This is a genomic window from Streptomyces sp. NPDC006134 (genome assembly GCF_040628835.1).
Taxonomy (GTDB): Bacteria; Actinomycetota; Actinomycetes; order Streptomycetales; family Streptomycetaceae; genus Streptomyces.
The window spans coordinates 1-26,799 of record NZ_JBEXTV010000038.1; the positions used below are offsets into that span (position 1 = coordinate 1).

The window sequence follows — 26,799 nt, forward strand, 5'->3', positions numbered from 1 at the left end:
TCAGCAGCCAGCAGCAGTAGTTTTCCGACGAGTACGAGGACGAGGACGGACGTGCCTACCGGCAAGGTCAAGTGGTTCACGTGCACGACCACGGACCGCACCCCCCGGTGTACCGCAGGAACGCGATGTCGCCGCAGAACGCGTGCCGCAGCTTGTCGTCGCCCAGAACGTGATCGCCCGCCACCACGACCACCGTCCGTCCGTACAGTTCGCTGAGCCGGGGCAGCCTGGCGACGAGCACCTCGGCCGTGCCGTGGGCGGCGGCATCCGGGCGTTCGCGAGGTCTCACGCCTCCGTACGACCGTCGGTCCGCCGGTACAGCGTCCCGTCGCTCCAGATCCGGGAGACCCGGCCCCACCGCGCGGCGGACGCGACGTCGGGGAAGAAGCCGTGCCCGTTGAGGTTGGCGCTGGTGTTGCACAGCACAGGGATGCCGCTGAACCGGTGATAGGCGGACAGCACGGTGAAGAGCACGTCGTCGCCCCGGCCGACCGTCTGGAGCCAGGCGGTCCCGTCGAGGTGGACGACCGCGGGGATCCGCTCCTCCCAGTCCGGCCGTACCTCGTGGTCGAAGAGCATGTGCGGGTCCGGCGTGCCGGGCGAGAAGACCTTCGGGGCCTCCTCCTCCAGGCAGATGGGCGCGACGGGCCGGTAGGGCTCACGGTCCTTGATGCGGTTCACCGAGTGGACCGGGGCCAGGGTGTGGGCCAAGCTCCACCGCCTGGTCCTGGACGAACTCGGTGCCCGGGGTGAGCTGGACTGGTCGCGGTGCGCAATCGACTCCGTCAGCGTCCGGGCCCTCAAAGGGGGCAGCTGACGGGACCGAATCCGACCGACCGCGGCAAGAAGGGATCGAAAATCCACCTCATCGTCGACCGCCAGGGCCTGCCCCTGTCGATCGGCATCTCCGCCGCCAATCTCCACGACAGCCAGGCCCTCATCCCACTGGTCCGCGGCATCCCGCCCATCCGATCACGTCGCGGTCCACGGCGCAGGCGGCCCGGCAAACTGCACGGCGACAAGGGCTACGGCTACCGTCACCTGCGGCAATCGCTCACTTCCCGCGGCATCCGGCACCGCCTTGCCCGCAAGGGCATCGAGTCCTCCCGGTACCTGGGCAGGCACCGCTGGGTGGTGGAGCGGACCGTGTCCTGGCTGTCTGGCTGCCGCCGCCTGCACCGTCGCTACGAGTGCAGGCCGGAACACTTCCTCGCCTTCACCGCCATCGCGGCAACCCTCATATGTCACCGCCGCCTGGCCAAGTGAAATGACGTCTAAACCGCGTGAGTCGCGTGCGAGCTGGGCATAACTGGGTCCCTCGGCGGCGGTTGAGTTTGCTGTGAAGAAAAACAACAGTCTCGTCAAGGGCCCTGACGACCTTGTCTATACTCTCGTCAAGGGCCCTGACGACCTTGTCTACACCGCCCGTCCGCCGCTGTCGAGTGCCCCCCTGAAATAGCTCGCCGGCCTGGTGCACGGCCACCTGATGAAGAGCGGCTCGCGGTGGCGGATTTCCGTGCCGTCCGGGCTGCCCCGGGGTACGGTCAGGTCGTCTGGACGGAAGGTGACGTCACGGCGTCACGATCGCGAAGTCCGGGTCGGGGGTGGTGAGGTAGCCGAGGAGCTCGGGCAGTTTGGCGGCGTCGCCGGTTACCGTCACGCCGGGGCGGTCGGCCAGGTCGGCGGGGGCGAGGCTGCCGAGCAGGACGGCCCGCAGGGTGGCCTCGTCGAGGGCGATCTCGACATCCGGGTCGCCCACGGCCGGGCCGGTTCCGGTGACGTGGGTGAGGACGCCGTTGCGCAGGCGCAGGGTGACGGGGTCCTGGTGGTGGATGTTCCAGCGTACGCAGATGTCGGCGTCCCAGGCGCGCGGGCCGTCCACGCGGATGGCGAGAGCGTCGAAGAGCTGGTCCAGGGTCAGTGCGGCCAGCACGTCCGGTGAGGCGGTGGTGGTGGGGGTGCCCACCGGGCCGTTGCGCAGCTCCCAGGCTCCCATGAGGTAGAAGTTGCGCCAGGTTCCGTTCTCGCTGCCGTAGCCGAGCTGTTCCAGGGCGTCGGCCTGGAGTTCCCGGGCCTCGGTATTGTCCGGTTCGGCGAACACCACGTGGTTGACGACCGTCGCCACCCAGCGGAAGTCGCCGTCCGCGAAAGACTGCCTGGCCTGGCTCAGCACCCGGTCGGCGCCGCCCATGAAGGTCACGTACCTGCGGGCAGCTTCGACCGGCGGGTGCTCCCACAGGTGGGCCGGGTTGCCGTCGAACCAGCCCAGGTAGCGCTGGTAGATCGCCTTGACGTTGTGGCTCACGGAGCCGTAGTAGCCGTGGGTGTGCCAGGCCCGCTCCAGGGCCGGTGGCATCTGCGCCTGCAGCTGCTCGGCGATCTCGGGCCCGGTGTGGCCCTGGTTGAGCATCCGCAGCGTCTGGTCGTGCAGGTACGCGTACAGGTCCCGTTGCTCGGTCAGGAAGCGCAGCACGCGCTCGCGGCCCCAGGTGGGCCAGTGGTGCGAGGCGAAGGCCACGTCGCACGTGTCGGCGAACAGGCTGATCGCCTCGGTGAGGTAGTGCGCCCATACCCGTGGGTCGCGGACCTCGGCGCCGCGCAGGGTCAGCAGGTTGTGGAGGTTGTGGGTGGCGTTCTCCGCCATGCACAGCGCCGAGTGGTCGGGGAAGTGGATGTTCAGCTCCGCAGGAGCCTCGGTGCCCGGTGTCATCTGGAAGACCATGCGGATGCCGTCGACGGTCTCGGTCTGCCCGGTGCGGGTGATGTCCTTGGTCGGAGGAACGAGGCCGGCGGCGCCCGTCGACGTCGTCTGGCCGAGGCCCGTGCCGACCTGGCCGCGTTCGCCCTTGGGCAGCGCGGCGCCGTACATGTACGCGGCGCGGCGGCCCATCGCGGTGCCCGCGTAGACGTTCTCGCTGACAGCGTGCTCCAGGAAGCCGCTGGGTGCCAGGACCGGGAGGCCGCGCTGCAGGTCCTCGTCACTGACCACGCCTCGCGCGCCGCCGAAGTGGTCGATGTGGCTGTGTGTGTACAGCAGGCCCGTCACCGGACGGTCGCCGCGGTGCGCGCGGTACAGGGCGAGGGCTGCTGCGGCGGTCTCTGCCGAGATGAGCGGGTCGATCACCAGTACCCCGCGCTCGCCCTCGACCACCGTCATGTTTGACAGGTCGAAGCCGCGCACTTGGTAGATCCCCTCGGTCACCTCGAACAGGCCGTGGTCGGCGCACAGCCGGCTCTGCCGCCACAGGCTCGGATTGACCGAGTCGGGACACTCCCCGCCGAGGAAGCTGTACGCGCCGAGGTCCCATACCGTGCGCCCGTCCGCGTCCCTGACGAGGTTGTCCGAGGCCGCGCCGAGGAATCCGCGGCGCGCGTCCTCGAAGTCCTGCGTGTCGTCGAACGGCCAGTGGGAGGCCAGCTGCTGGTTGGCCCTGGCGATGGCCGGGTGAGCGGATCGGGGCTCGGTGTGCTGCGGCATCGCAGTCTCCTTCGACGACGGACAACGGACGTCAGCCCGGTCACTGGGGACAGTGCCGGGTCCAGCCTCACCCCGAGGCGTACGGTGCACGAGCGGGCCTGGTCCGTTGGGGTCTCAAGGACCCGGGAGACACGCTTCGCCCATCCGAACCTTCCCCGGTGGCGGGCGCGAGGGGGCGCACCGAATGTGGGAAGCGTTCTGTCCGGTGGTGACGGCCGATGGAAGAGGACGGCGTGAATGGGCGATGCGATCGGGCAGATGCTGGTGTCCGCGGTGGGCATCGCGATCAGCCCGCTGCCGCTCGTCGCGGTCATCCTGATGCTGGCCACGCCGCGGGGCCGGGCGAACGGCGTGGCGTTCACGGCCGGGTGGGTGGTGGCGCTCTCGGCGCTGGTGGCCGTGGTGCTGCTGATCGGTGCGGGAGGGGACGCCTCCCGGGGCACGGGCGGGCCGGGGCGGTGGACGTACTGGCTCAGGCTGGCGCTGGGGGTGGTGTTTTTGGTGCTGGCGGTCGGGCAGTGGCGCGGCCGTCCGCAGGAGGGCCAGGAGGCGCGGCTTCCGGAGTGGATGCGGGCCGTCGACCGTTTCTCCCCGAGGAAGGCGACCGGACTCGGCGCGGCTCTGGCGGTCGCCAACCCCAAGAACCTGGTGCTGGGGATCGGCGGCGCGGTGTCCATCGCCGCCTCCAACGCAGGAGCCGGGGGCAGGGCCGTCACGGCAGTCCTCATGGTGCTGATCGGCTCGCTGTGCACACTGCTGCCACTCGGCACGTATCTCGCCGGTGGTGACCGCGCCGAGGCTGTGCTGAGGGACTGGCGGGCCTGGCTCAAGCAGCACAACGCGGTGATCATGACGACCGTGCTGGCCGTCCTCGGAGCCAAGTACGTCGGTGACGCCATCAGCGGGTTGTCCTGATGAGCGGCTGTGCGCGAAAGGCGCCGTCCCGCAGGGACGGGGGTGGGCGCTGATGTCGCAGCCCGAGGAGCAGGGTGACGAGGGCGGTTCCCGTCCGGTTCAGTGGTGGAAGCGGGGAAAGGAGCCCGACTACCGGGCGACAATGGCCAACGAGCGTACCCTGCTGGCCTGGTCGCGTACGGCGCTGGCCCTGCTGGCCGCCGCGTTCGCGGTCGTCAAGCTCACCGACGTCACGCCACGGGGACTCCGTCTGGCCCTGGGCAGCTACCTCGTGGCGCTGGCCAGCGGTGTCGCGGTGGCCGGTTACGTGCAGTGGCGCTCGCGCCAGGTACGGATGCGCGAAGGCCGCCCGCTGGGCCGGGCGGTGGGGCCCGCCCTGCTGATGGGCGCGCTGCTGGTGCTCGCCGGTTTCGTCGTCGCGGTCATCGTCAGGGCGTCGTGAGCGCCGCGTCCCCTTTGCGGTCGATGCTCGGCATGAGCGGAGGGAGTGTGCGCGGTGACGCGCCGGGAGCTGCGACGGCGTGGGCGCTGATCGTGCCGGAGTGCGTGGCGTACGCGCAGATCGCCGGTGTGCCGCCGCAGAACGCCTTCTACGCCGCTCCCGTCGCCCTGGTCGCCTACGTCCTGGTGGGCCGCTCCCGGTTCCTGATCATCGGCGCGACCTCGGCGGCGGTGGTGCTCTCCGGCGCGACCGTCGCGGACATCAGCTCCGACCCGAAGCAGGTGGTGGGCCTGTCCGCGGCCCTTGCCGTGATCGCCGGCGGCGTGCTGCTCGCCGCCGGCCTCGCACGGCTGGGGTTCATCACGAACTTCCTGGCCGAACCCGCACCGGTCACCGTCGTGCTGGATCTGGGCTCCACCTACCGGCTCGGCGTGCCCGTCCTGGACGTCCTCGACGAACTGCGCGACGCCCTCGACCGCCGCCGGTGCACCCTGCACCTGGCCGTCCTGTGCGCGACGGCCCGCCGCGGCTTCGCCCGCCACCCGCTCGCCGACCGGCTCGGCCCCGCAGCCGTCCACGCCAGCGTCGCCAACGCCGTGGCCGACGTCTCCCGTCCCCGGCAACGGAAGGAGTGAGCCACATGCCCGGCACACCGTTGCGCCGCAGGAGACAGCGCACCTACATCTCGCCCCGCGCGACATGGCCCAACCGCGGCCTCGCGGTGGCCCTCATCGCCGCCGCCGTACTCCTCGGCTACTGGCTGCCGCACCTCGAACGCCACCACCCCGTCGGTGGGCTCTCCTACGACGCGGCCGCCGCGCAAGCCACCCTGGGGGCGATCGCGTCAGGCATCATCGCGCTCACCGGCTTCGTCCTGACCGCGGTCACGCTGGTCATCCAGTCCGTGCAGAACGCCTCGCCCCGGCTCGCCGGGCTCCTCGGCTTCTTCGAGCACGCCCTCGTCCTGTTCGGCGCGCTGACCGGAACCGCCGTCTACGCTCTGGTCGTCCTCGCCCAGGTCCGGCAGAGCCACGTCCCGCGCCTGTCGGTCACACTGGCCATCGTCTTCGTCGTGCTGTCCACCGGAGTGACCCTGCGCGCCCTGGCCGCGCTGCGCGAGGTGATCACCGGCGGCGGCCTCGCCCGCGCGGTCGGCCTGCGCCTCCACTCGGTGCTGGACGGCACCTGGCAGCCCCAGGCGCCGCCCCTGCCCGAGCGCGGGCGCACCGACCCCGCCACGCTCACCGCCCACCGCAGCGGCGTCGTCCAGCACGTCGACGGCCCCGCCATCGCGGACGTCGCCGCCCGGCACGACGTGTGCGTCACCTGCCTGACCGCCGTCGGCAGCTTCGTCGAACCCGGCACCCCCCTCCTCCGCGTCACCCCGCGGCCGGTCCCCGCCGACGCCGCGCGCCACCTCATCCGCGCCGTACGCCTCGGCCCCACCCGGCACATCGACCACGACCCGGCCTACGGCCTGCGGCTGCTCGTCGACGTCGCGATCCGCGCCCTGTCGCCCGCCGTCAACGACCCCACCACCGCCGTCCAGTCCCTCGACCAGATCGAGGCTGTCCTGTTGCGCCTCGCACACCGCCCTCTGGGCACCACCACGATCCACGACCGCCAGGGAAACCCCCGCCTCACCCTGCCGCGCCCCGGCTGGGAGGAGATCCTCGACCTCGCGCTGTCCGAGATCCTCCACTACGGCTCGGACTCCCTCCAGGTCATCCGGCGCCTGCGCGCGCTGCTCGACAACGTCGCCGAGTCCGCCCCGCCCGCACGTGCCGCCGTCCTCACCGGCTACCGCACCATGCTGGACCGCTCCGCGCGAGCGCTGCCCGACCCGCCCCTGGCCGCCACCGCGGCCGTCCCCGACCCTCAGGGCCTCGGCGGCCCCGCCCCGGGCGAAGGGACGGGGGACTGACTCCCGCCGCGCAAGGCGCGTCGCACCACGGCACCGCCGGGGCCGTTGGAGGGGTCGCGCAGAGGGCGGCGGGTGTGGCGGGCGGGGCGATCAGCCGCCGCTCGGTAACGTCACGCCTCCGGTACGGGCACGTGCCCGTCGCACCACCCGCGTCCGCCGCCCCAGGAGCACCGCCATCGCCGAGTCCGCCCGTCCGCCCGCCGAACCGGGGCGCCCCGCGCCGCAGTCCCCACAGCAGGACGATTCCCTCTCCGAGACGCTGCGCCGGCCGGGTTACCTCAAGGCTCTGGTGCTCTGCGGGATCATCGGCATCCCCGTGTCTCTGCTGGCGTTCTTCTTCCTGGCCGGGCTGCACGAGCTGGAGCGCCTGATCTGGGTGACCTGGCCGCACGACGCCGGGTGGGCCGACCCGCCGTGGTGGTGGCCGCTGCCCATGGCGGTGGTGCCGGCGGTGGGCGTGACGCTCGTCGCGCGGTATCTGCCCGGACAGGGCGGGCACGTGCCAGCCGCCGGGCTGCAGCTGGGCGGAGCGTCCAAGGCCGCCGTGCCCGGCGTCGTACTGGCAGCCGCCTGCGCCCTGCCGTGGGGCGTGGTGCTCGGCCCCGAGGCGCCGCTGATCGCCCTCGGCGGCGGACTCGCCCTGCTCTTCCGCGACCTGGCCCGCGCTCCGGCCACCAAGGCGAGCAACACGCTCATGGCCGCCGCCGGTTCGTCCGCGGCCATCTCGGCGATCTTCGGCAACCCGCTCGTCGGCGCGGTCCTGCTCATGGAGGCGGCCGGAGTCGGCGGCCCGCAACTGTTCGCCGTACTGCTGCCCGCCCTGCTGGCGAGCGGCATCGGCGCCATCGTCTTCACCGGCTTCGGCCGCTGGACCGGACTGCACACCGGCAGCCTCTCCCTCCATCTGCCCGAGCCCCCGCAACTGGACATCGGCGACGTGGCCTGGTCGGTACTGATCGCCGCAGCACTCGCCGTCGCGATGCACGCCACCATCGCGCTCGGCCGACGTACCGCGACGATGGCGACGCCCCTCCCCTGGCCCGTGATCGCGCTGTGCACCGCGGCCATGGCCGGATGCGTCACGCTCTACGCCGCGGCCACCGGACGCTCCCCCGCCGAGGCCGCGCTGTCCGGGCAGTCGGCCCTGGCCGGACTCGCCGAGGACCCGCACGCCTGGCCGGCCGGCGCGCTGATCGCGGTGCTGGCCTTCAAGGGCGCGGCCTATGCGGTGAGCCTGGGCAGCCTGCGCGGCGGCCCCATCTTCCCCGCCCTCTTCCTCGGCGGCGCCGCGGGCGTCCTGCTCGCGCCGCTCCCCGGCTACGGCGTGGTCCCGGCGATGGCCGCCGGCATGGCCGCGGCGTCCTGCGCGGCACTGCGCCTGCCCGTCAGCTCCGTCGTCCTGGTCGCCCTGCTGGTCGGGCACACCGACGCCCTCCCCGTCATCATCCTCGCCGCCGTCGTATCCCTCGTCACCACCGAACTGCTGCCGCCGGCCCCACGGCCCGGACGCACCTCCGCCCCGACCGCCGCACAGTGACACGGAACGTGCAACAGCCGAACGTGATCCGCCCGGCATCTACGACACCAATGGCATGGGCGCCATGTTCTTCGCCGTTGCGCTGAAGGACAGGGGAGTCCCCGTCCCCGAGATCTCGAAGAAGCCGGCCATCAAGACCGGGAAGAGCGCGGGCAAGTCCCCGTCGGTCACCTCGCTCTACCGGGCCCTCGCGGAAGCCGAGGCCACCGCGGCCGACGACAGCCTGCCCCTGCGGCCCAAGCACGCACGCATTCACCGGCCCGAGGGCCCGCTCCCCCCGAGGAGATCGACCTCCGCGAACGGCTCCAGACCCAGCCTCACCCGAACACCGAGCTGCGGTAAGACCGGTCCGGCACGGAGAGCCCCGGCTGCGGATCAGACCGGCCTTCGGTTCAGATCCCCTCCAGGGCAGTGCCGCAGCAGCGACTGGCGGTCGAACTCGCCGGGCTTGATGTAATCGGCCATATACGGCGCCAACGACCGCACGTCGTCCGTGATGGCAGCCGGATGGTTGGCCAACTCGTCGTTCGGATACAGCGCCGCCAGCGTACGAGCGGCCAGGTCCACGGCGCGGGCACGGATTTCCTGATCTTCATTCACAGCCCGGGCCCTACCCAGACGGGGACACCCTCCACCGGCTTGCGAGCTCGTGCACGGTAGGCGGTGGGGCGTCGAGCTTCTGATCGTCGATCATGGTCGTGTGGTGGGGAACGCGTCTCGTGCAGCGATCATCAGCGACCGGAGGATCACGGGCCTGTCGGCCGGCGTGATCGCTGAACTCGTCGCAGGGCTGGGACCGTTGTGGTTTGCCGGCCGGCAGCCGGGCGCAAGGACCGGGACAGGTTCATCTCCGGCAAGAACAAGCAGGACGCGGTCAAGAACCATGGTCGTCACGGACGGGGCCGGCCGCGTGCTCTTCTGCAGCCCGACCAAGCCCGGCAGCTGCGCGGACATCACCCACGCCCGCCGGTCGGGGCTGGTCAAGCTCCTGGCCGACGGGCCCGCGGTGGAGATCCTCACCGATGCCGGCTACCGGGGCCTGGGCGCCCGGACCGGCGGCCGGGTGGTCACCCCACCGCACCGCACCGCAAGTTCAAGAAGAACGCCCCGGACTGGTACGAGGGGGTATACGGACGACAGCGCAAAGCTCACTCCTCGAGGCGGACCCGGGTCGAACACGGCATCGCCCATCTGAAGGGCTGGCGGGCCCTGGCCCGCCACCTCGGCCGCCGCGAGCACATCAGCGACACCGTCCAGGCCGTCGCCGGCCTGCTGTCCCACCAACAGATCGCGGACCTGACATCGGAACGGCAGATGTGACCACCAAGTCCCGCCGACATCCTCGACGCCTTCCTGCCTACCGTGCACGAGCTCGTCAGGCCGGGTCCTGCTCCTCGATCGCGGCCGGGCGCAGTTGTGCGGCGCGGATGCGCTCGACGTCGAGCTTGACTCCGCGGTCGAAGCGGTAGATGCCGTTCTGTTCCTGGAAGACGTCGGTCAACTGCGTGTAGCAGTAGCCGAACATGTCGCGGTCCGACAGGAGTACTTCGGTGAGACCGGCGAACCGTTCGTGGAACTCCTCCTCGTTGCGGACGCGCTCGCCGTAGCCCCAGGAGACGGTGCGGTCCTCGCCGGACCGGTCGGCGGCCGCCTCGGGGTCCCACCAGATGCCGCCGAACTCGCTGACGAAGTAAGGCTGGCCGCGGTAGGGCTGGGAGTAGGGGGCGCCGTTCTCGTAGGCGTTGACGAAGGGGGCGCCCTTGGCGAGGCCGGACATCAGCTGCCGGAAGGCGACCGGGTCCTGCTCGTAGTTGTGGGCGTCGTAGATATCGGTCTCGGGAACCCGGTGGGCGTAGCCGGAGGCATCGATGACCGGCCGGGTGGTGTCCATGGCCTTGGTGGCCAGGAACATCGCGCGGGTCACGTCGTCGAGCGTGGTGATGCGGTCGTGGAGCTTCTGGTACGTCTCGTTGAGCGGGCACCAGCCGATGATCGAGGGGTGTGAGTAGTCGCGTTCCAGGGCCTCCAGCCACTGGGCGACGTAGGAGGCGTCGGGCTGCTGGTTGTTCCCCGAGGAGCCGCCCGTCTCGCAGCCCCAGTCGCCGAACTCGCCCCAGACCAGGTAGCCGAGGCGGTCGGCGTGGTAGAGGAAGCGCTCCTCGAAGACCTTCTGGTGCAGCCGGGCTCCGTTGAAGCCGGCCGCCATGGCCAGCTCTATGTCCCGCACCAGCGCCTCGTCGGTCGGGGCGGTCATCAGTCCGTCCGGGTACCAGCCCTGGTCGAGGACGAGGCGCTGGAAGACCGGGCGCCCGTTGAGGAGGACGGCCTTGCCGCGCAGACCGACGGCGCGCAGGCCGGCGTAGCTCTCGGCGCTGTCCACTACCTGCCCGGCGTCGTCGATCAGTTCGAGGCGCAGGTCGTAGAGGTGCGGGTCCTCGGGGCTCCACTCGCGGCGCCGGTCATCCGGCACCGGCAGGTGCAGGCGCGGGGCGAGGTCCAGGTCGGCGCGTGCCTCGGCGCGGCTGACCTCGCCGTCGGCGTCGCCGAGGACGGCACGTACCCGGTGTCCGGGTCGGTTGCCGGACAGGGACAGCTCCAGGTGGAAGGCGGAGCCGGCCAGGTCGGGGGTGATGCGGGGGCGGCGCAAGTGCAGATCGGGGACGGGCTCCAGCCAGACGGTCTGCCAGATGCCGGTGACCCGGGTGTAGTTGCAGTCGTGGTTGGCGTACTGGACGGCCTGCTTGCCGCGGGCCTGCGGGCCGGACTTGGGGTCGCGGGCGCGGACGGTGATGACGACCTCCTCCCCCGCCCCGGCGATGTCGCCGAGGTCGGCGGTGAAGGGGGTGAAGCCGCCGCGGTGCCGGGCGACCTCCTTGCCGTCGGCCCACACGGTGGTGTCATGGTCGACGGCGCCGAAGTGCAGCAGCACCCGGCGTCCGGCCCAGGCCGCGGGCAGGGTGAGGGTACGCCGGTACCAGACGGCCTCCAGGAAGTCGGTGTCCCCGATGCCGGACAGCTCGGACTCGGGCGGGAAGGGCACGAGGATCTCGCCGCTCAGTTCGCGGTCGAGCAGGCCGCGTTCGAGCCCGCTGTCGCCTCGGTCGGTCTCGAACTGCCAGGCGCCGTTCAGGTTGAGCCAGTCGCGGCGCACGAACTGCGGTCGCGGGTACTCCGGGCGCGGTACGGAGTGAGTGGGCACACATGCTCCAGTCGGTCGGTGGGCCGACGCGGGAACGCCGGACCCGTGGGTACAGCCGGGGTGAGGGTCAGGAGCCGCCGAGGCCGGTGGTGGCCACGGAGGCGACGATGCGACGCTGGAAGAGGAGGAAGACCACGATCAGCGGCAGCGCCGCGAGCAGGGCGGAGGCCATGGACTGCGCGTACTGGATGCCGTAGGCGTCCTTGACGGTGGCCAGGCCCACCGGGAGGGTCATCAGGTCGGGGTCGTTGGTGACGATGAAGGGCCACATGAAGTTGTTCCACGCGCCGATGAAGACGAAGATCGCCACGGCCGCCACGATCGGCCGCGACAGCGGCAGCACGATCGACCGGAAGACCCGGAACTCGGAGGCTCCGTCGATCCGGGCCGCCTCCTCCAGCTCCTTGGGGATGCCGTCGAAGAACCGCTTGAGGATGAACACCATCATCGGCGCGACGACCTGGGGCAGGATGACCGCCGCATAGGTGTCGACCATGTTGAAGAGGGTCATCTGGTCGAACAGCGGCACGACGAGCAGCTGCGGCGGGACCATGATGGCGGCGACGGTGACGCCGAGCAGCGCCCGTCGGCCGCGGAAGGTGCCGCGCGAGAAGCCGTACGCAGCGAGGGTGGAGACCACGACGGTGATCAGTGTGACCAGGCCTGCGATCAGGAAGCTGTTGAAGGCCCAGACGGTGACGTTCCCGCGCTCCAGGATCTGCTGGTAGGCCTCCAAGGTGAAGGCGCCCTTGAACGGGGACAGCCCGGTGGTGTTGATGTCCTCCTCGCTCTGCACCGAGGTGACGACCGCCCACACGAACGGCACCGCCCAGACGACGGCGAGGACGACGAGCACCGTCCCGGCCAGGACGTGGGGCAGCCGGCCGTGGCCGAGGAGCAAGGGGGAGCCGGATGCTTCGCGGGGTGGACGGCGTCGTGCGGGGACGGTGGTGGCGGTTGCGGACACGGTCAGTCCTCCCGGCGGAAAAGGCGGAACTGCACGAGCGAGACGAGGACGATCAGGGCGAAGAAGAGGTACGAGATGGCGGAGGCGTAGCCGAGGCGGTAGCCGGTGAAGCCCACGTCGTACACGTACTCGAGGACGGGGCGGGTGGAGCCGTTGGGGCCGCCCTTGGTGAGGATGTAGATCTGGTCGAAGACCTTGAGGGAGGCCAGGACCTGGAGCATCGCCACCAACCCGGTCGTCCTGCGCAGTTGCGGCAGGGTGATGGACCACAGGCGCCGCCAGGCGCCGGCGCCGTCGAGTGCCGCCGCCTCGTCGAAGGTCGTGGGCAGGGCCTGGAGAGCCGCGAGGTAGAGCAGGAAGTTGAAGCCGACCGTCCACCACACGGTGAGGGCGGCGACGGACCACATCGCGACGGACTCGTCGGAGAGCCAGCCGACCGGCTCCATGCCGAGGGTGTCGAGAAGCTGGTTGCCCAGGCCCAGTTCCGGCTGATAGAGCCAGGCCCAGACCATGGTCACCACGGTCACCGGCAGCAGGTAGGGCGCGAAGAAGGCCAGTCGCCACGCCCACTGCCCGGCGAGACCGCTGTGTACCAGCAGGGCCATCACCAGCGCGAGCAGCACCAGCGGCACGGAGGAGATGACGGTGAAGAAGACGGTGTTGCCGAGGCTGCCCCACACGTCGGGGTCGCCGAGTGCCTCGGTGTAGTTGTCGAAGCCGACGAAGCGGGTGTCGCGCAGGGCGAGCGAGCTGTCGGTGAAGCTCATCCAGAGCCCCTGCACGATCGGCCACACCATGAAGAGGCCGAAGACGAGCAGGAACGGCAGGACGAACACGAGCCCGTTGCCGGTCCGTATCCGGCGCAGGACGGTGCCGCGGCCGCCCGCCGGGACAGCGGACGCGTGGGTCTGCTTCTCGGCGCCGAGAGGTGCGGTGGTGGTCACGTCGGTCACTCCTTCTGCTGGTCAGGCCACCGGGTTGGGCTGCCGCAGCAGCGTGTCCGCCTCGCGGACCATCTGGCGCACCGCCTTCTCGGCGGAGGTGTTGCCCAGCAGCGCCGACTGGAGGGGCTGGCACATCCGGTTCTGGAAGTTCGAACCGGCGCCCGCGAACCAGGTGGGCGGGTCGAGCACCGCCACCTTCGCGGCGTCGGCGTAGGAGGACTGCGGGTCGAGGGCGGCGTACCCGGGGTCCGCGAGGACGGGCTGGTACGCGGGGATGTGACCGGCGCTCGCCCAGGTGAGGCTCTGCTTGAGTATCTCGGCGACGTACCGGTGGGCCTCGCGGCGCCGGGCCGGGTCGGGGTCGTCCTGGTGCGGGAGGACGAAGCTGTGGCTGTCGGTGTAGACGGCCGGCTTGTCGAAGACCTGGGGGAAGGGCGCGGCGCCCAGCGGGATGCCGGACTTCTGCAGCGTCGGCAGCTCCCACTCCCCCAGCATGGCCATGCCGCCGCGGCCGCTCGTGAAGGCGGCCAGTGCGCCGTTGTAGTCCAGGTGGTTAGGGTTGGTCCGGCCGTCGAAGAGCTGTTTCATGAGTGTGACGACGCGTACGGCGGCGTCGACGTCGATCTCGGGCGGACCACCGTCCGGCAGGGTGAACTCGGCGCCGGTCTGCGCGTACAGGCCGGCGAACAGACGCCAGTTCTGCGCGGTGTCGGTGACGTGGCCGAACAGGATGCCCGACTCCCCCGTCGCCTCGGCGAGTGCCTTGCCGGCGTCCAGCAGTGCCTCCGGTGAGCCCATCGGGGCCAGTTCGCCCGAGGAGTCCAGGAGACCGGCGGCGTCCGCGGCCTCCTTGTCGTAGAAGACGATGAAGGGGTGCACGTCGAGCGGGATCGCGTAGACCGTGCCGTCGTGCTGCGTCCGGCCCCAGACGGCGGGCGTGAAATCCTTGCTGGTGACGCCGGACTCGGCGAGCAGGTCCAGGTCGAAGGGGTCCACCAGGCCGCCGGGCGCGTAGCCCGCCAGCCGGGACAGGTGCATGGCGGCCACGTCGGAGGCCCGGCCGCCGGCCGCGGACATGGCGAGTTTGGTGTAGTACGACGGTCCCCAGTCGAGGATCGTGCGGTCCGTCTCGAAGCCCTCGGCGCCCCCTGCGCCCTTGGACACGGCCTCGATCATCTCGTCCATCAGCATGCCGTCGCCGCCCTGGAACAGGTCCCAGACGCTCAGCGAGGAGGCGCCGGATGCGGAGGCCGGTGAGGCGCAGCCGGACAGCGGGCCGGCGGCGAGCAGCGTTCCCGCCGCGGCCATGGTGTGACGCAGAAGCCGACGGCGGCTGAGGCGGCGTACCGGATCGGACGCGGCCGGCCCCTGGGCAGGCAAACGGGAACTCATCACGGACCTTTCGACGGCCGGACGCTCATGCGGTGGCTAGTTTTTACATCGATGTACATCGGCTGTAAAGAGCCTGCGCCCGGGTTGGGGGTGATCGGCTGCCGGGACATAGACTCAGGCAGCGCGAAAAGGCAGGGAGGTCTCGGTGGCACGGCCCAGGATCAAGGACGTCGCACGTCACGCGGGTGTGTCGGAGAAGACGGTGTCCAATGTCATCAACGACTACGCCCATGTCTCCGACCGGACCCGGCGCGTGGTGCGGGAGGCCATAGAACAGCTCGGCTACCGGGTGAACCTGGCCGGGCGTCACCTGCGCAAGGGCCGTACCGGCATCATCGCCCTGGTCGTACCCGAACTGGACATCCCGTACTTCGCCGAGCTGGCCCGGCATGTCATCCGCGAGGCCGAGCAGTGTTCCCTGACCGTCCTGATCCACCAGTCCGGCGCGGACCGCGCCCATGAGCTGGCGGCGCTGGCCGGTTTCGGCTCCACGTTCGTGGACGGGATCATCCTGAGTCCGCTCGCGCTGACCGCCGACGACCTGCGGGACCGCGCGGGCGCCCCGCCCACCGTGCTGCTCGGGGAACTGCTGGAGGAGGGCGCCGACCATGTGGCGATCGACAACGAGCGCGCCGCGCGCGAGGCCACCAGCCACCTGATCGCTCTCGGCCGCCGCACCATCCTCGCGGTGGGCGGGCGGGACGACTCGGGCCTCGGGACGGCGGAGGCCCGCACCCGTGGCTACCGTGCGGCACTGGCCGAGGCGGGCATCCCCTACGACCCGGCCGCCCTGCTGCCGGTCGACTCGTTCCGGATGCCCGACGGGGCCGAGGCGGTGACGCGGGCGCTCGCGTCGGGTCTGCGGCCGGACGCGCTGCTCTGCCTCAACGACCAGCTGGCGCTTGGCGCGTTGCGCGCCCTGCACGAGCACGGGGTCAGAGTCCCCGAGGACGTCGCGGTCATCGGCTTCGACGACGTGGAGGGCGGGCGGTTCTCCGTGCCGACGCTGAGCACGGTGGCCCCCGACAAGGCGGCGGTCGCCAGGGTTGCCGTGCAACTGCTCCAGCGCCGCATCGAGGAGGCCACCGGACCGGACGGCGCGAGTGACGGCGCGGAGCCCGGTGTGCTGTCGCCCCAGGACCGCATCGTGGCCCACCGGCTCGTCCTGCGGGAGAGCACGGAGGGCCACGAGCGGCGCTGACGGCCCGTCACCGGATACGTCAGTTCACGTAGACCTCGGCGCGGTCGACGCTCACGAAGGACGCCCCGGACTGGGGGTTGCGCTCCCCGGTCACCCGGACGCGCAGGGTGTGTTCGCCGTACGGGAGCCGCGGGCTGACATACTGCACCGCCTCGCCGACGCGGATCGGGCCGTGGAAGTCCACCCGCTGCTCGGGGCCGCCGTCCACACTGATGGCGGCGTAGCCGTTGCCGGTGTCCTGGACGGAGAACAGGGCGATGCGGGTGCCGGTGAAGGTGAACGTCGCCGTGGCGCCCGCCCGGTCGCTCCAGTGGTCGTCGCTCCAGAAGCACTGCGTGGCGCAGCCCGTGCCGGAGTTCCAGGCGCCGGTGTAGGCGACGCCGCCGGGGCCACTGGAGCGTCCGTCGTCGTTGATCCAGTAATTGCCGGACCCGGGGTCGCCGGAGGGCAGGTCCTGGGTGGCGCCCATGGCGAGCGGGCGCCCGAAGTCGGGGCTGCCGTCGGCCCGCCAGGTGAACCTCTGCGCACGCGTCGTGCGGTTGCTGTAGGTGTTCACCGACGTGGTCTTCGCGTGGTAGACGATCCAGTCCTCCGTGCCGTCCGGGGACCGGAAGAAGGCGTGGTGGCCCGGGCCGAACACGCCCCGGTCGTCGGCCCGCGAGAACACCGCCCCCTGGTGCTGGTGCCAGTTCCCCGGCACCAGCGGGTCGGCGTTCAACGGCATCGACATCATCCAGACCTGGTAGTCCGGCTTGCCGGTGTCGCAGGTGGAGTACGTCATCCAGACGCGCCCGTTGCGGTACAGGAACTCCGGTCCCTCCCGGACCTCGGGGCAGCCGCCGGCCGCGTCGATCGCGACCGCGTCGCCGGAAACGGTGTACGGGTCGGACATCGGGGCGATGTTGATCCCGTTGTGCTGGTACTGGTTGATGCCGCTGTACGCGAGGTAGAGGCGGCCGCCCAGTTGGAGGATGCCCGCGTCGATGGCGAAGTCGTCCGCGTGGTTCGGCGGGGCGAGCTTCGCCTTGAAGCGGTACGGGCCGGCCGGGTCGTCGCGCTCCGATTCCAGGACGTACAGCCGGTGGTGCTCGTCGACGCCGTCGTCGGCCGTGTAGTACAGGTACCAGCGGTTGCCGAAGCGGTAGAACTCCGGCGCCCAGATGTTGCGGTTGCGGGACGGGGCGGAGTCCGTCCACACGGTGACCGGGTCCGCGGTCATCAGCGTGCCCAGCGACGGGGAACGCCACATCCGGATGCTGTCGCCCTGGGTGGTGGTGAGGTAGTAGTTCCCTCTCCAGTGGGTCATGAACGGGTCGGGCCCGGTGTTGAGCGGGTTGCGGAACGTGCCGGACGCCGCCGGGGCGGCGGCACGCGGAGCGGGTGAGGAGGCGTCCGCAGCGGCCGGGGAAATGAGCCCTGGCAGCAAGCCGGCGAGGAGCCCGAGGAGGGCGGCTGCCAGCAGGCCGAGGCGCGCGCGGGGAGGGTGCGAGGGGCTGGGAAGCACGAGGGGTCCTTTCCGCAGCTCATTGCGTCGGTGCGTCCCTTCGCACCGACGGCCGTTTACATCGATGTAACGGCGGGGCGTCACGCTAGGGGCAGCCCTACCCCCTGTCAACAACGCGAGGAATGGGATTCCATTTGCCGCAGACCCACTGACGGTGCCGCTTGGCGAAAACTACGTCCTGTTCACCGGAACGCCGCCTCCGCTTCGTGGCCCCCTCCAGCTCCCCGCTTCCTCGGTCCAGGAGTCCCGTATGACTGCCCTGGAAGGCCGCCGTTCGGCCACCGGGCCCGACGGCACCGCCACCAGCTCCGGCCTCTCCACCTACGACCTGGCCCCGACGAAACGGGAAGGACGCCGCTGGCGGCGCCTAAAACGTCTTCACCCCTTGGGTCAACGACGTACGCAGCCTGGGCGATTACGCGTTCGCCATCGGCCTGTCCGCCCTCGGGCTGAATGTGCGGGGCATCCTCGCCACCTTCACGCTCGCCTCAGTCTTGCTCTTCCCGCTGCTGACGCTGTCCGGGTCCATGGGTCACACGACGGGCGTGCCGTTCCCCGCCATGAGCCGTATCACGTTCGGCGTCAAGGGCGCGAAGGCACCGGCCGCCGTCCGGGACGCCGTGCCCATCGCCCGGTTTGGCATCCAGACTCGCCTCGCCTCCGCGGTGCCGGGCACGCCCCTGGTGGCGTTGTTCCCGAACCTGGCCCGTCCTGGACACGAATTCCCTGCTCGGGCAGTCGACGCTCGGCTGGATCACCTTCCTGGTCCTGTGGGCCGTGCAGGTCGTCATCGTGAGCCACGGGATGCGGACGATCCGCCGGTACATGGCGTTCGCGGCGCCCACCACGCTGCTCACCATGTACGCCTTGGCGGTATGGATGTTCGTCCGCGCGGACGGCTCGATCTCCCTGTCCGTCGACGACCCGCTCACCGGTGGCGCGATGTGGCTCCAGGCGCTGCAGGCCGCCGCCCTGTGGGGCGTGATCCACGGGATACTCGTCCTCACCTTCTGCGACTTCACCCGCTCCGCGAGGAGCCGCGGCTCTGTCGTCCGCAGGAACGTCATCGGCATCCCGGTCAGCACGCTCTTCTTCGCCGTCATCGTGGCGGTGCTCAGCGGCGCCCAGTTCAGCCTGGACGGGCCCGTCATCACCAGCCCGACGGACATCGTCCGCACTGTGCCCACCATGTTCCTGCTCGCCGTCGCCTCGCTCGCCCTCATCGCACTGACGGTGGCGGTGAACCTGCCGACCAGCTTCGTCGCCCCGGTCTACGCCCTGGCCAACCTCTTCCCCTGCCGACTCGACTTCCGCCGCGCCGACCTGGTGAACACGGTGCTGGCCTGGTCATCACGCCCTGGAACCTCTGCAACAGCCCGGTCGTCGTGAACTGCTTCCTCGGCGGTCCCGGCGCGCCGCTCGGCCCCCTCTTCGGTGTGGTCATGGCGGACTACTGGCTGCTGCGGAAGTCCCGCGTGAACGTGCCCGCCCTCTGCACCGAGGCGGAGTACCACTACCGCCGCGGCTCCCATCCGAAGGCCGTCGCCCCCTTCGGGCCGAGCGCCGTGATCGCCGTCGTCGCCCTGGCGCCCTGGTTCCATGCCGCAGCCGGCTTCCCCTGGTTCATCGGCGCGATCCTCGCCCCGCGCTGTACGCGGTCGTCGCCGACCACTCCTCCCCCATCCGCGACATGGACGGCGAGGCCATCGCCGTAGCGGCCGAACAGCCCGGCGCCGTCGCACCGCATTCCACTTGAGCAGAAGGCCCCTCCATGCGCATTCCCGTGGTCAACGCCAGCACCACGCAGTCCGTCACCGGCGCGATCGGCAAACGGGCGGCCGGCGAGGCCTCGCCCGGCACCAAGATCGTCCCGTTGACCCCCGCCTTCGGTGCCGAACCCGTCGAGGACGACTACGAGAGCCACCTCGCCGCGGTCGCCGTCATGGAGACCGTCCGGGCCCGCCCGGAGCCCTTCGACGCGATGAACCGGGCCGGATACGGCGAACACGGCCGGGAAGGGCTGCAGGAGCTGCACGATGTCCCCGTGGTCGTCATCACCGAGGCCGCGGCGAGCACCGCGCCGTTCCTGGGCCGCTGGTACTCCGTCATCACCACCCTGGACCGGACGGTCCCGCTGATCGAAGAGCGGCTGGAGGCGGCAGCGCTGAGCGCGAGGTGCGCCTCGGTGCGTGCCGGCGGGCTGGCGGTGCTCGAACCGGAGCGGGATGAACAAGCCACCGGGGACGCCCTCACCGAGCGGGCCGACCGCGCGGTCGCCGACGACCGGGCCGAGGTGATCTGCCTCCCGTGCTGTTGCTGCCGCTCATCGCGGTGTTCGACCTCGCGGTCCGACGCCGTACCGCGGTGCCGTGCTGTGCTGCGTGGCCGTCCTGGCCGCCGACACGGCGGCACCGAACTCTGCGTCGCTGTGGCGGCCCCGGCAGTACGGCGCTCTCCATTCCTGCTGCCGGCCGTGGTGGGCGGACTGCGGCCGGGCAACCGGTACCGCCTCGTGCAGGTGCTGAACAGCGATGTCGAGCACCCGCGCGTCGAACGGAAACTGCGCGAGGAGACGGCGCGGGCCACCGAGCACTTCCGCATCGCCGCCGAGATGCACGGTGTGCTCGCCCACCGCCTGAGCCCGATCGCCCCGCGCACCGGCGCCCTCGACACCTGGGCTGCCACCCTGCCCGAACCCGTCGCTGACCGCCTCACCCTGCTGCGCACCACCTTCACCGAGGCCCTGGTCGATCTGCTCGACGTCCAGGAGACGGTCATACAGGCACGCGACGCCGGACAGCGCGCCGACCTCCATGCCGACGGCCGGCCCGATCAGGCGCCGGCCGCACACAGCCTGGTCTTCTACCGCTTGGCCCTGGAGGAACTGGCCAACGCGTGCAAGCACGTGGCGGGAGCACCCGTCCGCATCCGCCTCGGCCCACGGGCCGCCCGCCAGTCTCGTGGAGACCGTCACCGGCCCCGGACTGCCTGCCGCTGGACACGACCCCGCCTGCTGGGCGGCAGATGCGGCTCGCTCGGCCGGGAGGCCGGCGGAAACCGGCGTACGCCGTGACGTCACTCTCCGTGCGCCGGGCGCGCGACCGCGCGTGTGCTGCCGCGGACGTCGAGGTGGTGCGGCACCACCACGTCCAGGGGCGGCACCTGCGCGGCCGGGCTGTAGATGCGGTCCGCCAGGCACTGCAGGGCACGTTCGGCGATCTGCCTCTTGTCGGGGACGATGGTGGTGAGCGGCGGGTACGCGTACCGGCCGTCTTCGATGCCGTCGAACCCGGCGATGGCAAGGTCCTCGGGGACCCGCAGTCCCCTCTCGTGGGCCACGTGGAGGGCACCGAGCGCGAGTTCGTCGGTGAAGGCGAAGACGGCGTCGGGCCGCGCTCCGGAGTCCAGCAGTGCGGTCATCGCGAGGGCTCCGTCCTCGCGATGCAGTGCCCGTACCGGCAGTTCGAGTGCCGCGTCGCGCGGCAGCCCGACGCGCTCCAGCGCACGGTGGTAGCCCTCCAGGCGCTGCCGGGCCGTGTCGTTGTGCAGGTGCGGCTGCACCCCGATCGCCGCGATACGCCGGCGCCCGGTCTCCAGCAGATGGGTGGTCGCCTCGTCGGCCGCGAGGACGCTGTCCACGGCAACGCGGTCCGCCAGCCCTCGCGCGGCCTGCTCGCCCAGGAGGACCACCGGGATGTCGCGGGCGCGGGCGGTGAGTTCGCCGGGGCGCAGTGACCACGGGCTGATGATGAGCCCGTCGACCATCCGGCCCCCGGTCCCCTCCAGGAGCCGCCGCTCCGCCTCGTCGTCACCGAAGGTCTGGTCGATGACCACCGTCCACGAACGCTGCTGGGCCGCCGCGACGATCAGACCCGCCAGGTCCGCGAAGTACGGGGAGTGCAACTCGGGGATGACCAGACCGATCAGGCCGGTCCGGCCGGCCCTGAGGTTGCGGGCGGCCAGGTTCGGGCGGTAGCCCAGCTCGTCCAAGGCCGCCTGGACGCGCGCCCGCGTCTCCTCCGCGACGGCTCCGGTACCGCTGACGACGTTGGAGACGGTGCGTATCGACACCCCGGCCAGGGCTGCCACGTCCTTCAGGCGACTGCTCACGCTGGTCATCTTGGCACGCGGAGCAGCAACGGACCAAGAACATCGAAAGGGCGCCCGAAAGGTATTGCAACGTTGCATGCAACGTTGCAGCATGAGGTGAAGCCATCACAGCGCAAGGAGGCGCACATGACCACGCACGCCTATCCCGGCATCTCGCCCGACTCTCTGGATGTCGATGTGTCGGCCGACGTGGAGGCTCTGTACACGGACGGCATCACGGCACGGAAGGGCGCCTTCACTCCGGAGTGGGCCGACCGGCTGCGCGAGGACATCGAGAAGGCGTTCGCCGAGGCGCGCACCCGGCCGGGCGGCACGGTGGGACGCGGCCCGAACCGCTACTACGTCGAGATCCACCCCGAGCAGCTCCGGGGCTTCGTGGACCTGGTCGACCACCCCTGGGTCCGGTCCCTGTGCACCGCTGTCCTCGGCCCGGACTACCGCATCGTGGAGCTGGGTTTCGACGTCCCGCTGGAGGGCGCGGTCAACCAGCCCTGGCACCGTGACTTCCCCATGCCCGAGGAGACCCGGCGCGAGGGCCGCCTGACCTCGCTCGCCTTCAATGTCACCGGCGTGGACACCATGGAGGACATGGGTCCCTTCGAGATCGCGCCGGGCACCCAGTGGGACGACAGCCCGGAATTCGGCCACGGCATGTTCCCGCCGAAGTCGCACTACGGCCGCTACGAGGAACTCGCCGTGCGCAAGTACCCCAAGCGCGGCGACATCTCCTGCCGCACCGCTCTGACCATCCACCGCGGCACCAGGAACGAGTCCGCCAAGTCCCGGCCCGTCCTGGTCCTCGGCGTCGACGGTCCCGAGTCGCACAACGGCGACCGGCACGACACGGCGGTCACCCGGGCCTTCTGGGACTCCCTGCCGGAGCGCGTCCGTGAGCACCTCGACTGCCCGATAGTGGACGAACTGGCGCCGGTGACGCAGAAGCACACCATCGAGGGCCTGGTCATGGGCGATGCCTGAGACCACCACCGTCGCGGCGCCGGCCGCGCATGAGCGGGTCCGCCAACCGGCCCAGGTCTACGCGGTGGCGGCCGTCTCCGCCCTGGGCGGTCTCCTGTTCGGTTACGACACGGGCATCATCTCCGGCGCGCTGCTGTACCTCCGGGAGGACCTTCACCTGTCCTCACGGGGCCAGGAGATCGTCGTCAGCGTCATCCTCGTGGGGGCCATGACGGGGGCCCTGGTCTCCGGACGGCTGGCCGGCAGGCTCGGCAGGCGCCGGGTGGTGCTGTGGGTCGCGGTGATCTTCGCGGTGGGCGCGCTCGGCGCTGCGGTGGCCCCCGACACCTCCACACTGATCGCGGCGCGCCTCGTCCTCGGTCTCGCCGTGGGCGGCGCGTCGAATATGGTGCCCGTGTACATCGCCGAAGTCGCGCCACCCGCCATCCGTGGCCGGCTGATGGTGCTCTTCCAGCTGATGGTGGCCATCGGCCAGCTGATCGCCTACCTGTGCGGCTGGCTTCTGGCCGGCAGCGGCGGCTGGCGCGTGATGTTCGGCCTGGCCGTGATCCCCGCGGCGGTCCTGGCCGTCGGTATGACCCGGCTGCCGGAGAGCCCGCGCTGGCTGGTCGAGCAGGGGCACACCACAGCGGCCCACGCGGTCCTGTCACGGCTGCGGCTCCAGGGGGCCGACATCGGCGGCGAGATCGCCGCCATCCGCGAGATCTCGGCGGCGACCCCGCGCCAGGACGGCCGGGCGCTTCTGCAGCCCTGGCTGCGCCCCGCCCTGGTCGTCGCGCTCGGCGTGGCCGCCTTCTCCCAGCTGACCGGCATCAACGCGATCGTCTACTACGCCCCGACGATCCTGTCCGACGCGGGCTTCGGGCAGTCGGTCGCGCTGGTGACGGGCATCGGGATCGGAACGATGCTCGTCGTCGCGGGCATCACCGGGGCCCTCGCGGTGGACGCCATCGGCCGCCGCAGGACCATGCTCTGGTTCATCCCGCTGTCGGGCCTGTCCATGGCCGTGCTGGGTCTCGCCTTCCTCATGGACAGCTCGCCCGCGCAGCACTGGATCGTGGTCATCGCCCTGTTCGCGTACATCCTGTGCAACGGCATCGGCATGCAGTCCGTGGTGTGGCTGATCGCCCCGGAGATCCTCCCGCTCAGTGTGCGCGGCCCGGCGACCAGTCTCGCCACGCTGACGGTCTGGGGCTTCGACCTGCTGATCGCGGTCACCGCACTCAGCTTGATCAGCGCGGTGGGCCGGTCGGGCACGTTCTTCCTCTACGCGGCCCTCAATGTGCTCTGCGTGCTCTTCGTGGCGCTGAAGGTGCCCGAGACCCGCAACAGGCCACTGGAGGACATCGAACGGGCTCTGCGCGCACCCGGTTCACTGCGGCGCAACCTCGCCGACCCGCACTGACGGCGCCGTCCCGGCGAGGCCACCTGTGGGAAGGGCTCGCCGGGACGGCGTTCACGGCGTGACCGGCTCCGGCGACGAGGCCGGTCACGTAGTACCGCTGCAGGGCCAGGAAGACCGGCGGGGCGAGGAACTCGTTCCAGGAGCTGGTGAAGGCGAACAGGGCGACGGTGCCGATGCCCGGCCGGACGACGGGAAGGATCACGGTGCGCAGCAGCGGCGGGGGACGCGCCGTCCACGCGCGCGGCCTTCTCCGGCCGGCAGGGCACCGCGTCGAAGGAATTGCGCATCAGAGGGATCGCGAACGCCAGCCGGAACAGGGTGAGGACGGACAGCACGGTCGGCGCCACGAAGAGCAGGGCCCCACGGCGCGCAGCAGGTGGTGGTCCAGCCGGCGTCGCACCGTCCGGCCCTCGGTCCGGCCCCGGGCGCCTCAAGGCATCAAGGAGAGGCGATCATGCGGCCAGGCGCAGCCGGAACCGAGTGAAGGCCGCCTTGCAGGCGGAGAAGACCGCGGTGAGGGTGGAGTGGTCCGGGCCGCCGCCGGTCTGAACTCCGGTCAGCGTCCGGATGCCGTGTTCACCCACAACCGCATCATCGCGATCGGAGCGTTGCGCGTCTTGTCCGAACGCGGGCCGAAGTGCCGGAGGACGTCGCGGTGGTGGGCTTCGACGACGTGGCCGAGGCACGGTTCGGGACGGTGACCCTGGTCTCCGTCTCATCCGACAAGGCGGCGATCGCCCGTACGGCGGTGGATTCGCTCCTGGCGCAGCCGCACGGCCGCAAGCAGCAGGGCCGGCGATCCGGCCGGGGCGCCGGTCGGAGAAGCGGGAGAGCACGCTCGGTTCGGCGTGAAGGGTTCATCCGACGACGGTCACTGTACTGGACGGTCTGGGGCCGGGCGCCCCTGTCACATGGGCGGCCTGGCGTCTACCGGCGGCCCAGGAGGACCTCTCGCACCTCGGGGCGGGTTTCCGCCCGTACTGCCGCCGCATGTGCCTGCTGGAGCACCTCGTCGACGAGCACCCGCTGCCCGGTCCTGGCCGACTGGACCGAGGCTTCGACCATGACCAGGCTCATGACGTTCTCGTGCACCTCGCCCATGGGGGCGGCACCGGTCCGCAGCGCCTCGACGAAGGCGTGCAGTGAACCGGCAATGTCGGAGTACGGCGAGCGGGGCCGCTCGGCCGGCCGCACATCGGCCACCAGCACCGGCTCGTTCTCGCCGTCCCACAGCGCCGAGCCCTTTTCACCGCTGACACGCCACGAGCCATTCCACGACGTCTCGGCACCCGGGCTGCACCAGCTGCCGTTGTACACGTACCGGACGTCACCCTCCATCTCGAAGACGGCGGTGGCCGCCGCGTCACCGTCGTACCAGCTCCACTTCGGGTTGTACGCGCTGCAGTGGACCGCGACCGGGTCCGCGTCCAGCAGGAAGCGGGCGGAGTCGAAGGCGTGGATCGCCATGTCGGCCAGCAGTGGGTACGGCATTTCCTCGCGAAATCCGCCGAAGTGCGGGGCTCTGAAGAAGTCGGTGGTCAGCGTCCCGATCGCACCGAGTTCTTTCACCATGTCACGGAGGGCGAACAGGTGGGGGTTCCACCGTCGTGACTGGCTCACCATGAACAGATGGCCGCTCGCCTCCGACGCCGCGGCGAGGGACAGCGCACGGGCCATGGTGTCGGCGGCGGGTTTCTCGCCGAGTACCGGCAGGCCGGCGAAGAGCGCGGCGGTGGTGACCGAGTGATGTGCCGCCGGGACCGTCACGTTGATCACCGCCTGCGCGCCGGCTTCGGCGGCCAGCGTGACGACATCGGTGCCGAGCGGGAGGTCCAGACGACCGAGGTCGGCCGTCGCCCGCCGCGCGGCTTCCAGGTCGAGGTCCACGACACCGACGAGTTCGGCCTCCGGCGAGGCGGTGACCGCGGCCAGCCACGCGCGGCCCATTCCGCCTGCACCGACCACCACCACACGCAGCGGGTCCTGCGGTCCGCAGGGGATCAGGTGCCATGTCATGCCAGTGGCTCCTCGGTCGTCGAGCCGCCCGGGGCGACGCCGCTCTCGGTGTGCAGCAGCTCCGGCAAGGAGCGTCCGGGCCTGTCGGTACGCGCCCACACGACGCCGTTGGCGATCACGCGGCGGACGTCCTGGTGGTGGTAGACGGGGTAGTCCTGGTCCCCGGGACTGAAGTAGAAGATCCTGCCGTGGCCACGGCGGAAGGTACAGCCGCTGCGGAACACCTCGCCGCTGGAGAACGAGCTGACGAAGACGAGCTCATCCGGGGCGGGAATGTCGAAGAACTCCCCGTACATCTCCTGCTCGTCGATGACGATCGGGTGCGGCACCCCACGGGCTATCGGGTGCGTCGGGTCGACCGTCCACACCAGTTCCCGGTCCCGTTCACTGTGCCAGCGCAGCGTGCACGTGGTGCCCATGAGCCTGGTGAAGATCTTCGACCAGTGCCCGGAGTGCAGCACCACCAGGCCCATCCCGGACAGCACATGCCGGTGGACCCGCTCGACGACCTCGTCGGACACCTCGTCATGTGCCGCGTGCCCCCACCAGGTCAGGACGTCGGTGTGGGCGAGCACCTCCTCGGTCAGGCCGTGCTCGGGGGCGTCGAGGGTGGCGGTGCGCACCGTGCAGGTGTCACCGAGGTGCTCGGCGATGCCTTCGGCGATCGTCGTGTGCATCCCCTGGGGGTAGATCGCGGCCACGTGTTGCTCGGTCCGCTCGTGGCGGTTCTCGCCCCAGACGGTGACGCGGAGCGGAGTCGCGTGTATGCCGGTCATACCTGCCTTCT

21 protein-coding genes and 4 pseudogenes are annotated in these 26,799 nt (G+C 71.0%); 12 read left to right on the top strand and 13 right to left on the bottom strand.

What is annotated here, in order from left to right; genetic code table 11:
- Nucleotides 1–76: 76 nt before the first annotated feature.
- Nucleotides 77–289: a hypothetical protein gene (locus tag ABZ340_RS23585; RefSeq protein ID WP_358783790.1), complete on the bottom strand. Its 213-nt coding sequence runs from the start codon at nucleotides 287–289 to the stop codon at nucleotides 77–79.
- A complete protein-coding gene (locus tag ABZ340_RS23590; protein WP_358783791.1) occupies nucleotides 286–681 on the bottom strand; it encodes a carbamoyltransferase C-terminal domain-containing protein in 396 nt (131 codons plus the stop codon). Before ABZ340_RS23590 ends, ABZ340_RS23585 begins: the two co-directional genes overlap by 4 nt.
- Here ABZ340_RS23590 and ABZ340_RS23595 point away from each other — a divergent pair.
- Nucleotides 674–1,266, top strand: a pseudogene (locus ABZ340_RS23595) (IS5 family transposase); the annotation flags it as partial. The gene ABZ340_RS23590 and the pseudogene ABZ340_RS23595 overlap by 8 nt on opposite strands.
- 304 nt (nucleotides 1,267–1,570) lie before the next feature.
- On the opposite strand, the gene ABZ340_RS23600 reads toward ABZ340_RS23595, so the two are convergent.
- Entirely contained in the window at nucleotides 1,571–3,478 is a 1,908-nt protein-coding gene (locus ABZ340_RS23600) for an alkyl sulfatase dimerization domain-containing protein (RefSeq protein ID WP_358783792.1), read from the bottom strand.
- 237 nt (nucleotides 3,479–3,715) lie between these two features.
- Between ABZ340_RS23600 and ABZ340_RS23605 the strand changes: the two genes are divergently transcribed.
- From ABZ340_RS23605 to ABZ340_RS23625, 5 genes are all read left to right on the top strand, one after another.
- Nucleotides 3,716–4,393 carry a GAP family protein gene (locus ABZ340_RS23605; RefSeq protein ID WP_358783793.1) on the top strand — a complete coding sequence of 226 codons (678 nt, stop codon included), beginning with the start codon at nucleotides 3,716–3,718 and terminating at the stop codon, nucleotides 4,391–4,393.
- A gap of 52 nt (nucleotides 4,394–4,445) precedes the next feature.
- On the top strand, nucleotides 4,446–4,835 hold the full coding sequence (locus ABZ340_RS23610) for a DUF202 domain-containing protein (RefSeq protein ID WP_358783794.1): 390 nt from the start codon (nucleotides 4,446–4,448) through the stop codon (nucleotides 4,833–4,835).
- 32 nt (nucleotides 4,836–4,867) lie between these two features.
- Entirely contained in the window at nucleotides 4,868–5,470 is a 603-nt protein-coding gene (locus ABZ340_RS23615; RefSeq protein ID WP_358783795.1) for a SulP family inorganic anion transporter, read from the top strand.
- Nucleotides 5,471–5,475: 5 nt separating this feature from the next.
- Entirely contained in the window at nucleotides 5,476–6,759 is a 1,284-nt protein-coding gene (locus ABZ340_RS23620; protein ID WP_358783796.1) for a DUF2254 domain-containing protein, read from the top strand.
- Nucleotides 6,760–7,075: 316 nt separating this feature from the next.
- Nucleotides 7,076–8,296, top strand: a complete 1,221-nt coding sequence (locus ABZ340_RS23625) for a chloride channel protein (protein WP_358783797.1) — start codon at nucleotides 7,076–7,078, stop codon at nucleotides 8,294–8,296.
- Nucleotides 8,297–8,671: 375 nt separating this feature from the next.
- Here ABZ340_RS23625 and ABZ340_RS23630 read toward each other — a convergent pair whose 3' ends face one another.
- From ABZ340_RS23630 to ABZ340_RS23650, 5 genes are all read right to left on the bottom strand, one after another.
- Entirely contained in the window at nucleotides 8,672–8,896 is a 225-nt protein-coding gene (locus ABZ340_RS23630) for a hypothetical protein (protein ID WP_358783798.1), read from the bottom strand.
- Nucleotides 8,897–9,671: 775 nt separating this feature from the next.
- A complete protein-coding gene (locus tag ABZ340_RS23635; RefSeq protein WP_358783799.1) occupies nucleotides 9,672–11,495 on the bottom strand; it encodes a sugar-binding domain-containing protein in 1,824 nt (607 codons plus the stop codon).
- 67 nt (nucleotides 11,496–11,562) lie between these two features.
- A complete protein-coding gene (locus tag ABZ340_RS23640) occupies nucleotides 11,563–12,462 on the bottom strand; it encodes a carbohydrate ABC transporter permease (RefSeq protein WP_358783800.1) in 900 nt (299 codons plus the stop codon).
- A 2-nt stretch (nucleotides 12,463–12,464) separates the two neighbouring features.
- Nucleotides 12,465–13,406, bottom strand: a complete 942-nt coding sequence (locus ABZ340_RS23645; RefSeq protein WP_358783801.1) for a sugar ABC transporter permease — start codon at nucleotides 13,404–13,406, stop codon at nucleotides 12,465–12,467.
- A 21-nt stretch (nucleotides 13,407–13,427) separates the two neighbouring features.
- Nucleotides 13,428–14,798: an extracellular solute-binding protein gene (locus tag ABZ340_RS23650; RefSeq protein WP_358783802.1), complete on the bottom strand. Its 1,371-nt coding sequence runs from the start codon at nucleotides 14,796–14,798 to the stop codon at nucleotides 13,428–13,430.
- Nucleotides 14,799–14,943: 145 nt separating this feature from the next.
- Here ABZ340_RS23650 and ABZ340_RS23655 point away from each other — a divergent pair, with 145 nt between their 5' ends.
- Nucleotides 14,944–15,999 carry a LacI family DNA-binding transcriptional regulator gene (locus ABZ340_RS23655; RefSeq protein ID WP_358783803.1) on the top strand — a complete coding sequence of 352 codons (1,056 nt, stop codon included), beginning with the start codon at nucleotides 14,944–14,946 and terminating at the stop codon, nucleotides 15,997–15,999.
- A 19-nt stretch (nucleotides 16,000–16,018) separates the two neighbouring features.
- On the opposite strand, the gene ABZ340_RS23660 is transcribed toward ABZ340_RS23655, so the two are convergent.
- On the bottom strand, nucleotides 16,019–17,503 hold the full coding sequence (locus ABZ340_RS23660) for a glycoside hydrolase family 43 protein (protein ID WP_358783804.1): 1,485 nt from the start codon (nucleotides 17,501–17,503) through the stop codon (nucleotides 16,019–16,021).
- 250 nt (nucleotides 17,504–17,753) lie between these two features.
- Between ABZ340_RS23660 and ABZ340_RS23665 the strand changes: the two are divergent.
- Both ABZ340_RS23665 and ABZ340_RS23670 read left to right on the top strand, forming a co-directional pair.
- Nucleotides 17,754–19,259, top strand: a pseudogene (locus ABZ340_RS23665) (cytosine permease).
- A 15-nt stretch (nucleotides 19,260–19,274) separates the two neighbouring features.
- Nucleotides 19,275–19,814 (top strand): annotated as a pseudogene (locus tag ABZ340_RS23670) (aspartate/glutamate racemase family protein); the annotation flags it as partial.
- 764 nt (nucleotides 19,815–20,578) lie between these two features.
- Here the strand turns inward: ABZ340_RS23670 and ABZ340_RS23675 are convergent.
- Entirely contained in the window at nucleotides 20,579–21,613 is a 1,035-nt protein-coding gene (locus ABZ340_RS23675) for a LacI family DNA-binding transcriptional regulator (RefSeq protein ID WP_358783805.1), read from the bottom strand.
- Between the two features lie 126 nt (nucleotides 21,614–21,739).
- On the opposite strand from ABZ340_RS23675, the gene ABZ340_RS23680 reads away from it, so the two are divergent.
- Nucleotides 21,740–22,591, top strand: coding sequence for a phytanoyl-CoA dioxygenase family protein (locus tag ABZ340_RS23680; RefSeq protein WP_358783806.1), 852 nt, complete (start codon nucleotides 21,740–21,742; stop codon nucleotides 22,589–22,591).
- Nucleotides 22,584–23,996: a sugar porter family MFS transporter gene (locus ABZ340_RS23685; RefSeq protein WP_358783807.1), complete on the top strand. Its 1,413-nt coding sequence runs from the start codon at nucleotides 22,584–22,586 to the stop codon at nucleotides 23,994–23,996. The genes ABZ340_RS23680 and ABZ340_RS23685 overlap by 8 nt, the downstream gene beginning before the upstream one ends.
- 452 nt (nucleotides 23,997–24,448) lie before the next feature.
- Here ABZ340_RS23685 and ABZ340_RS23690 read toward each other — a convergent pair whose 3' ends face one another.
- A complete protein-coding gene (locus ABZ340_RS23690; protein ID WP_358783808.1) occupies nucleotides 24,449–24,580 on the bottom strand; it encodes a hypothetical protein in 132 nt (43 codons plus the stop codon).
- Here ABZ340_RS23690 and ABZ340_RS23695 point away from each other — a divergent pair.
- Nucleotides 24,530–24,762: pseudogene (locus tag ABZ340_RS23695) on the top strand (substrate-binding domain-containing protein); the annotation flags it as partial. The gene ABZ340_RS23690 and the pseudogene ABZ340_RS23695 sit on opposite strands and share 51 nt — an antisense overlap.
- Nucleotides 24,763–24,923: 161 nt before the next feature.
- On the opposite strand, the gene ABZ340_RS23700 reads toward ABZ340_RS23695, so the two are convergent.
- Together ABZ340_RS23700 and ABZ340_RS23705 are read right to left on the bottom strand one after the other, a co-directional pair.
- On the bottom strand, nucleotides 24,924–26,012 hold the full coding sequence (locus ABZ340_RS23700) for a Gfo/Idh/MocA family oxidoreductase (RefSeq protein WP_358783809.1): 1,089 nt from the start codon (nucleotides 26,010–26,012) through the stop codon (nucleotides 24,924–24,926).
- Entirely contained in the window at nucleotides 26,009–26,788 is a 780-nt protein-coding gene (locus tag ABZ340_RS23705) for a ThuA domain-containing protein (protein ID WP_358783810.1), read from the bottom strand. The genes ABZ340_RS23700 and ABZ340_RS23705 overlap by 4 nt, the downstream gene beginning before the upstream one ends.
- Nucleotides 26,789–26,799: the final 11 nt, after the last annotated feature.

Bases quoted from the DNA above. Each gene is read 5' to 3' on its own strand.
- ABZ340_RS23685 (WP_358783807.1), top strand. From the start codon at position 22,584: ATGCCTGAGACCACCACCGTCGCGGCGCCGGCCGCGCATGAGCGGGTC.
- ABZ340_RS23615 (WP_358783795.1), top strand. From the start codon at position 4,868: ATGAGCGGAGGGAGTGTGCGCGGTGACGCGCCGGGAGCTGCGACGGCG.
- ABZ340_RS23700 (WP_358783809.1), bottom strand. From the start codon at position 26,012: ATGACATGGCACCTGATCCCCTGCGGACCGCAGGACCCGCTGCGTGTG.
- ABZ340_RS23680 (WP_358783806.1), top strand. From the start codon at position 21,740: ATGACCACGCACGCCTATCCCGGCATCTCGCCCGACTCTCTGGATGTC.
- ABZ340_RS23600 (WP_358783792.1), bottom strand. From the start codon at position 3,478: ATGCCGCAGCACACCGAGCCCCGATCCGCTCACCCGGCCATCGCCAGG.
- ABZ340_RS23610 (WP_358783794.1), top strand. From the start codon at position 4,446: ATGTCGCAGCCCGAGGAGCAGGGTGACGAGGGCGGTTCCCGTCCGGTT.
- ABZ340_RS23620 (WP_358783796.1), top strand. From the start codon at position 5,476: ATGCCCGGCACACCGTTGCGCCGCAGGAGACAGCGCACCTACATCTCG.
- ABZ340_RS23605 (WP_358783793.1), top strand. From the start codon at position 3,716: ATGGGCGATGCGATCGGGCAGATGCTGGTGTCCGCGGTGGGCATCGCG.
- ABZ340_RS23705 (WP_358783810.1), bottom strand. From the start codon at position 26,788: ATGACCGGCATACACGCGACTCCGCTCCGCGTCACCGTCTGGGGCGAG.
- ABZ340_RS23650 (WP_358783802.1), bottom strand. From the start codon at position 14,798: ATGAGTTCCCGTTTGCCTGCCCAGGGGCCGGCCGCGTCCGATCCGGTA.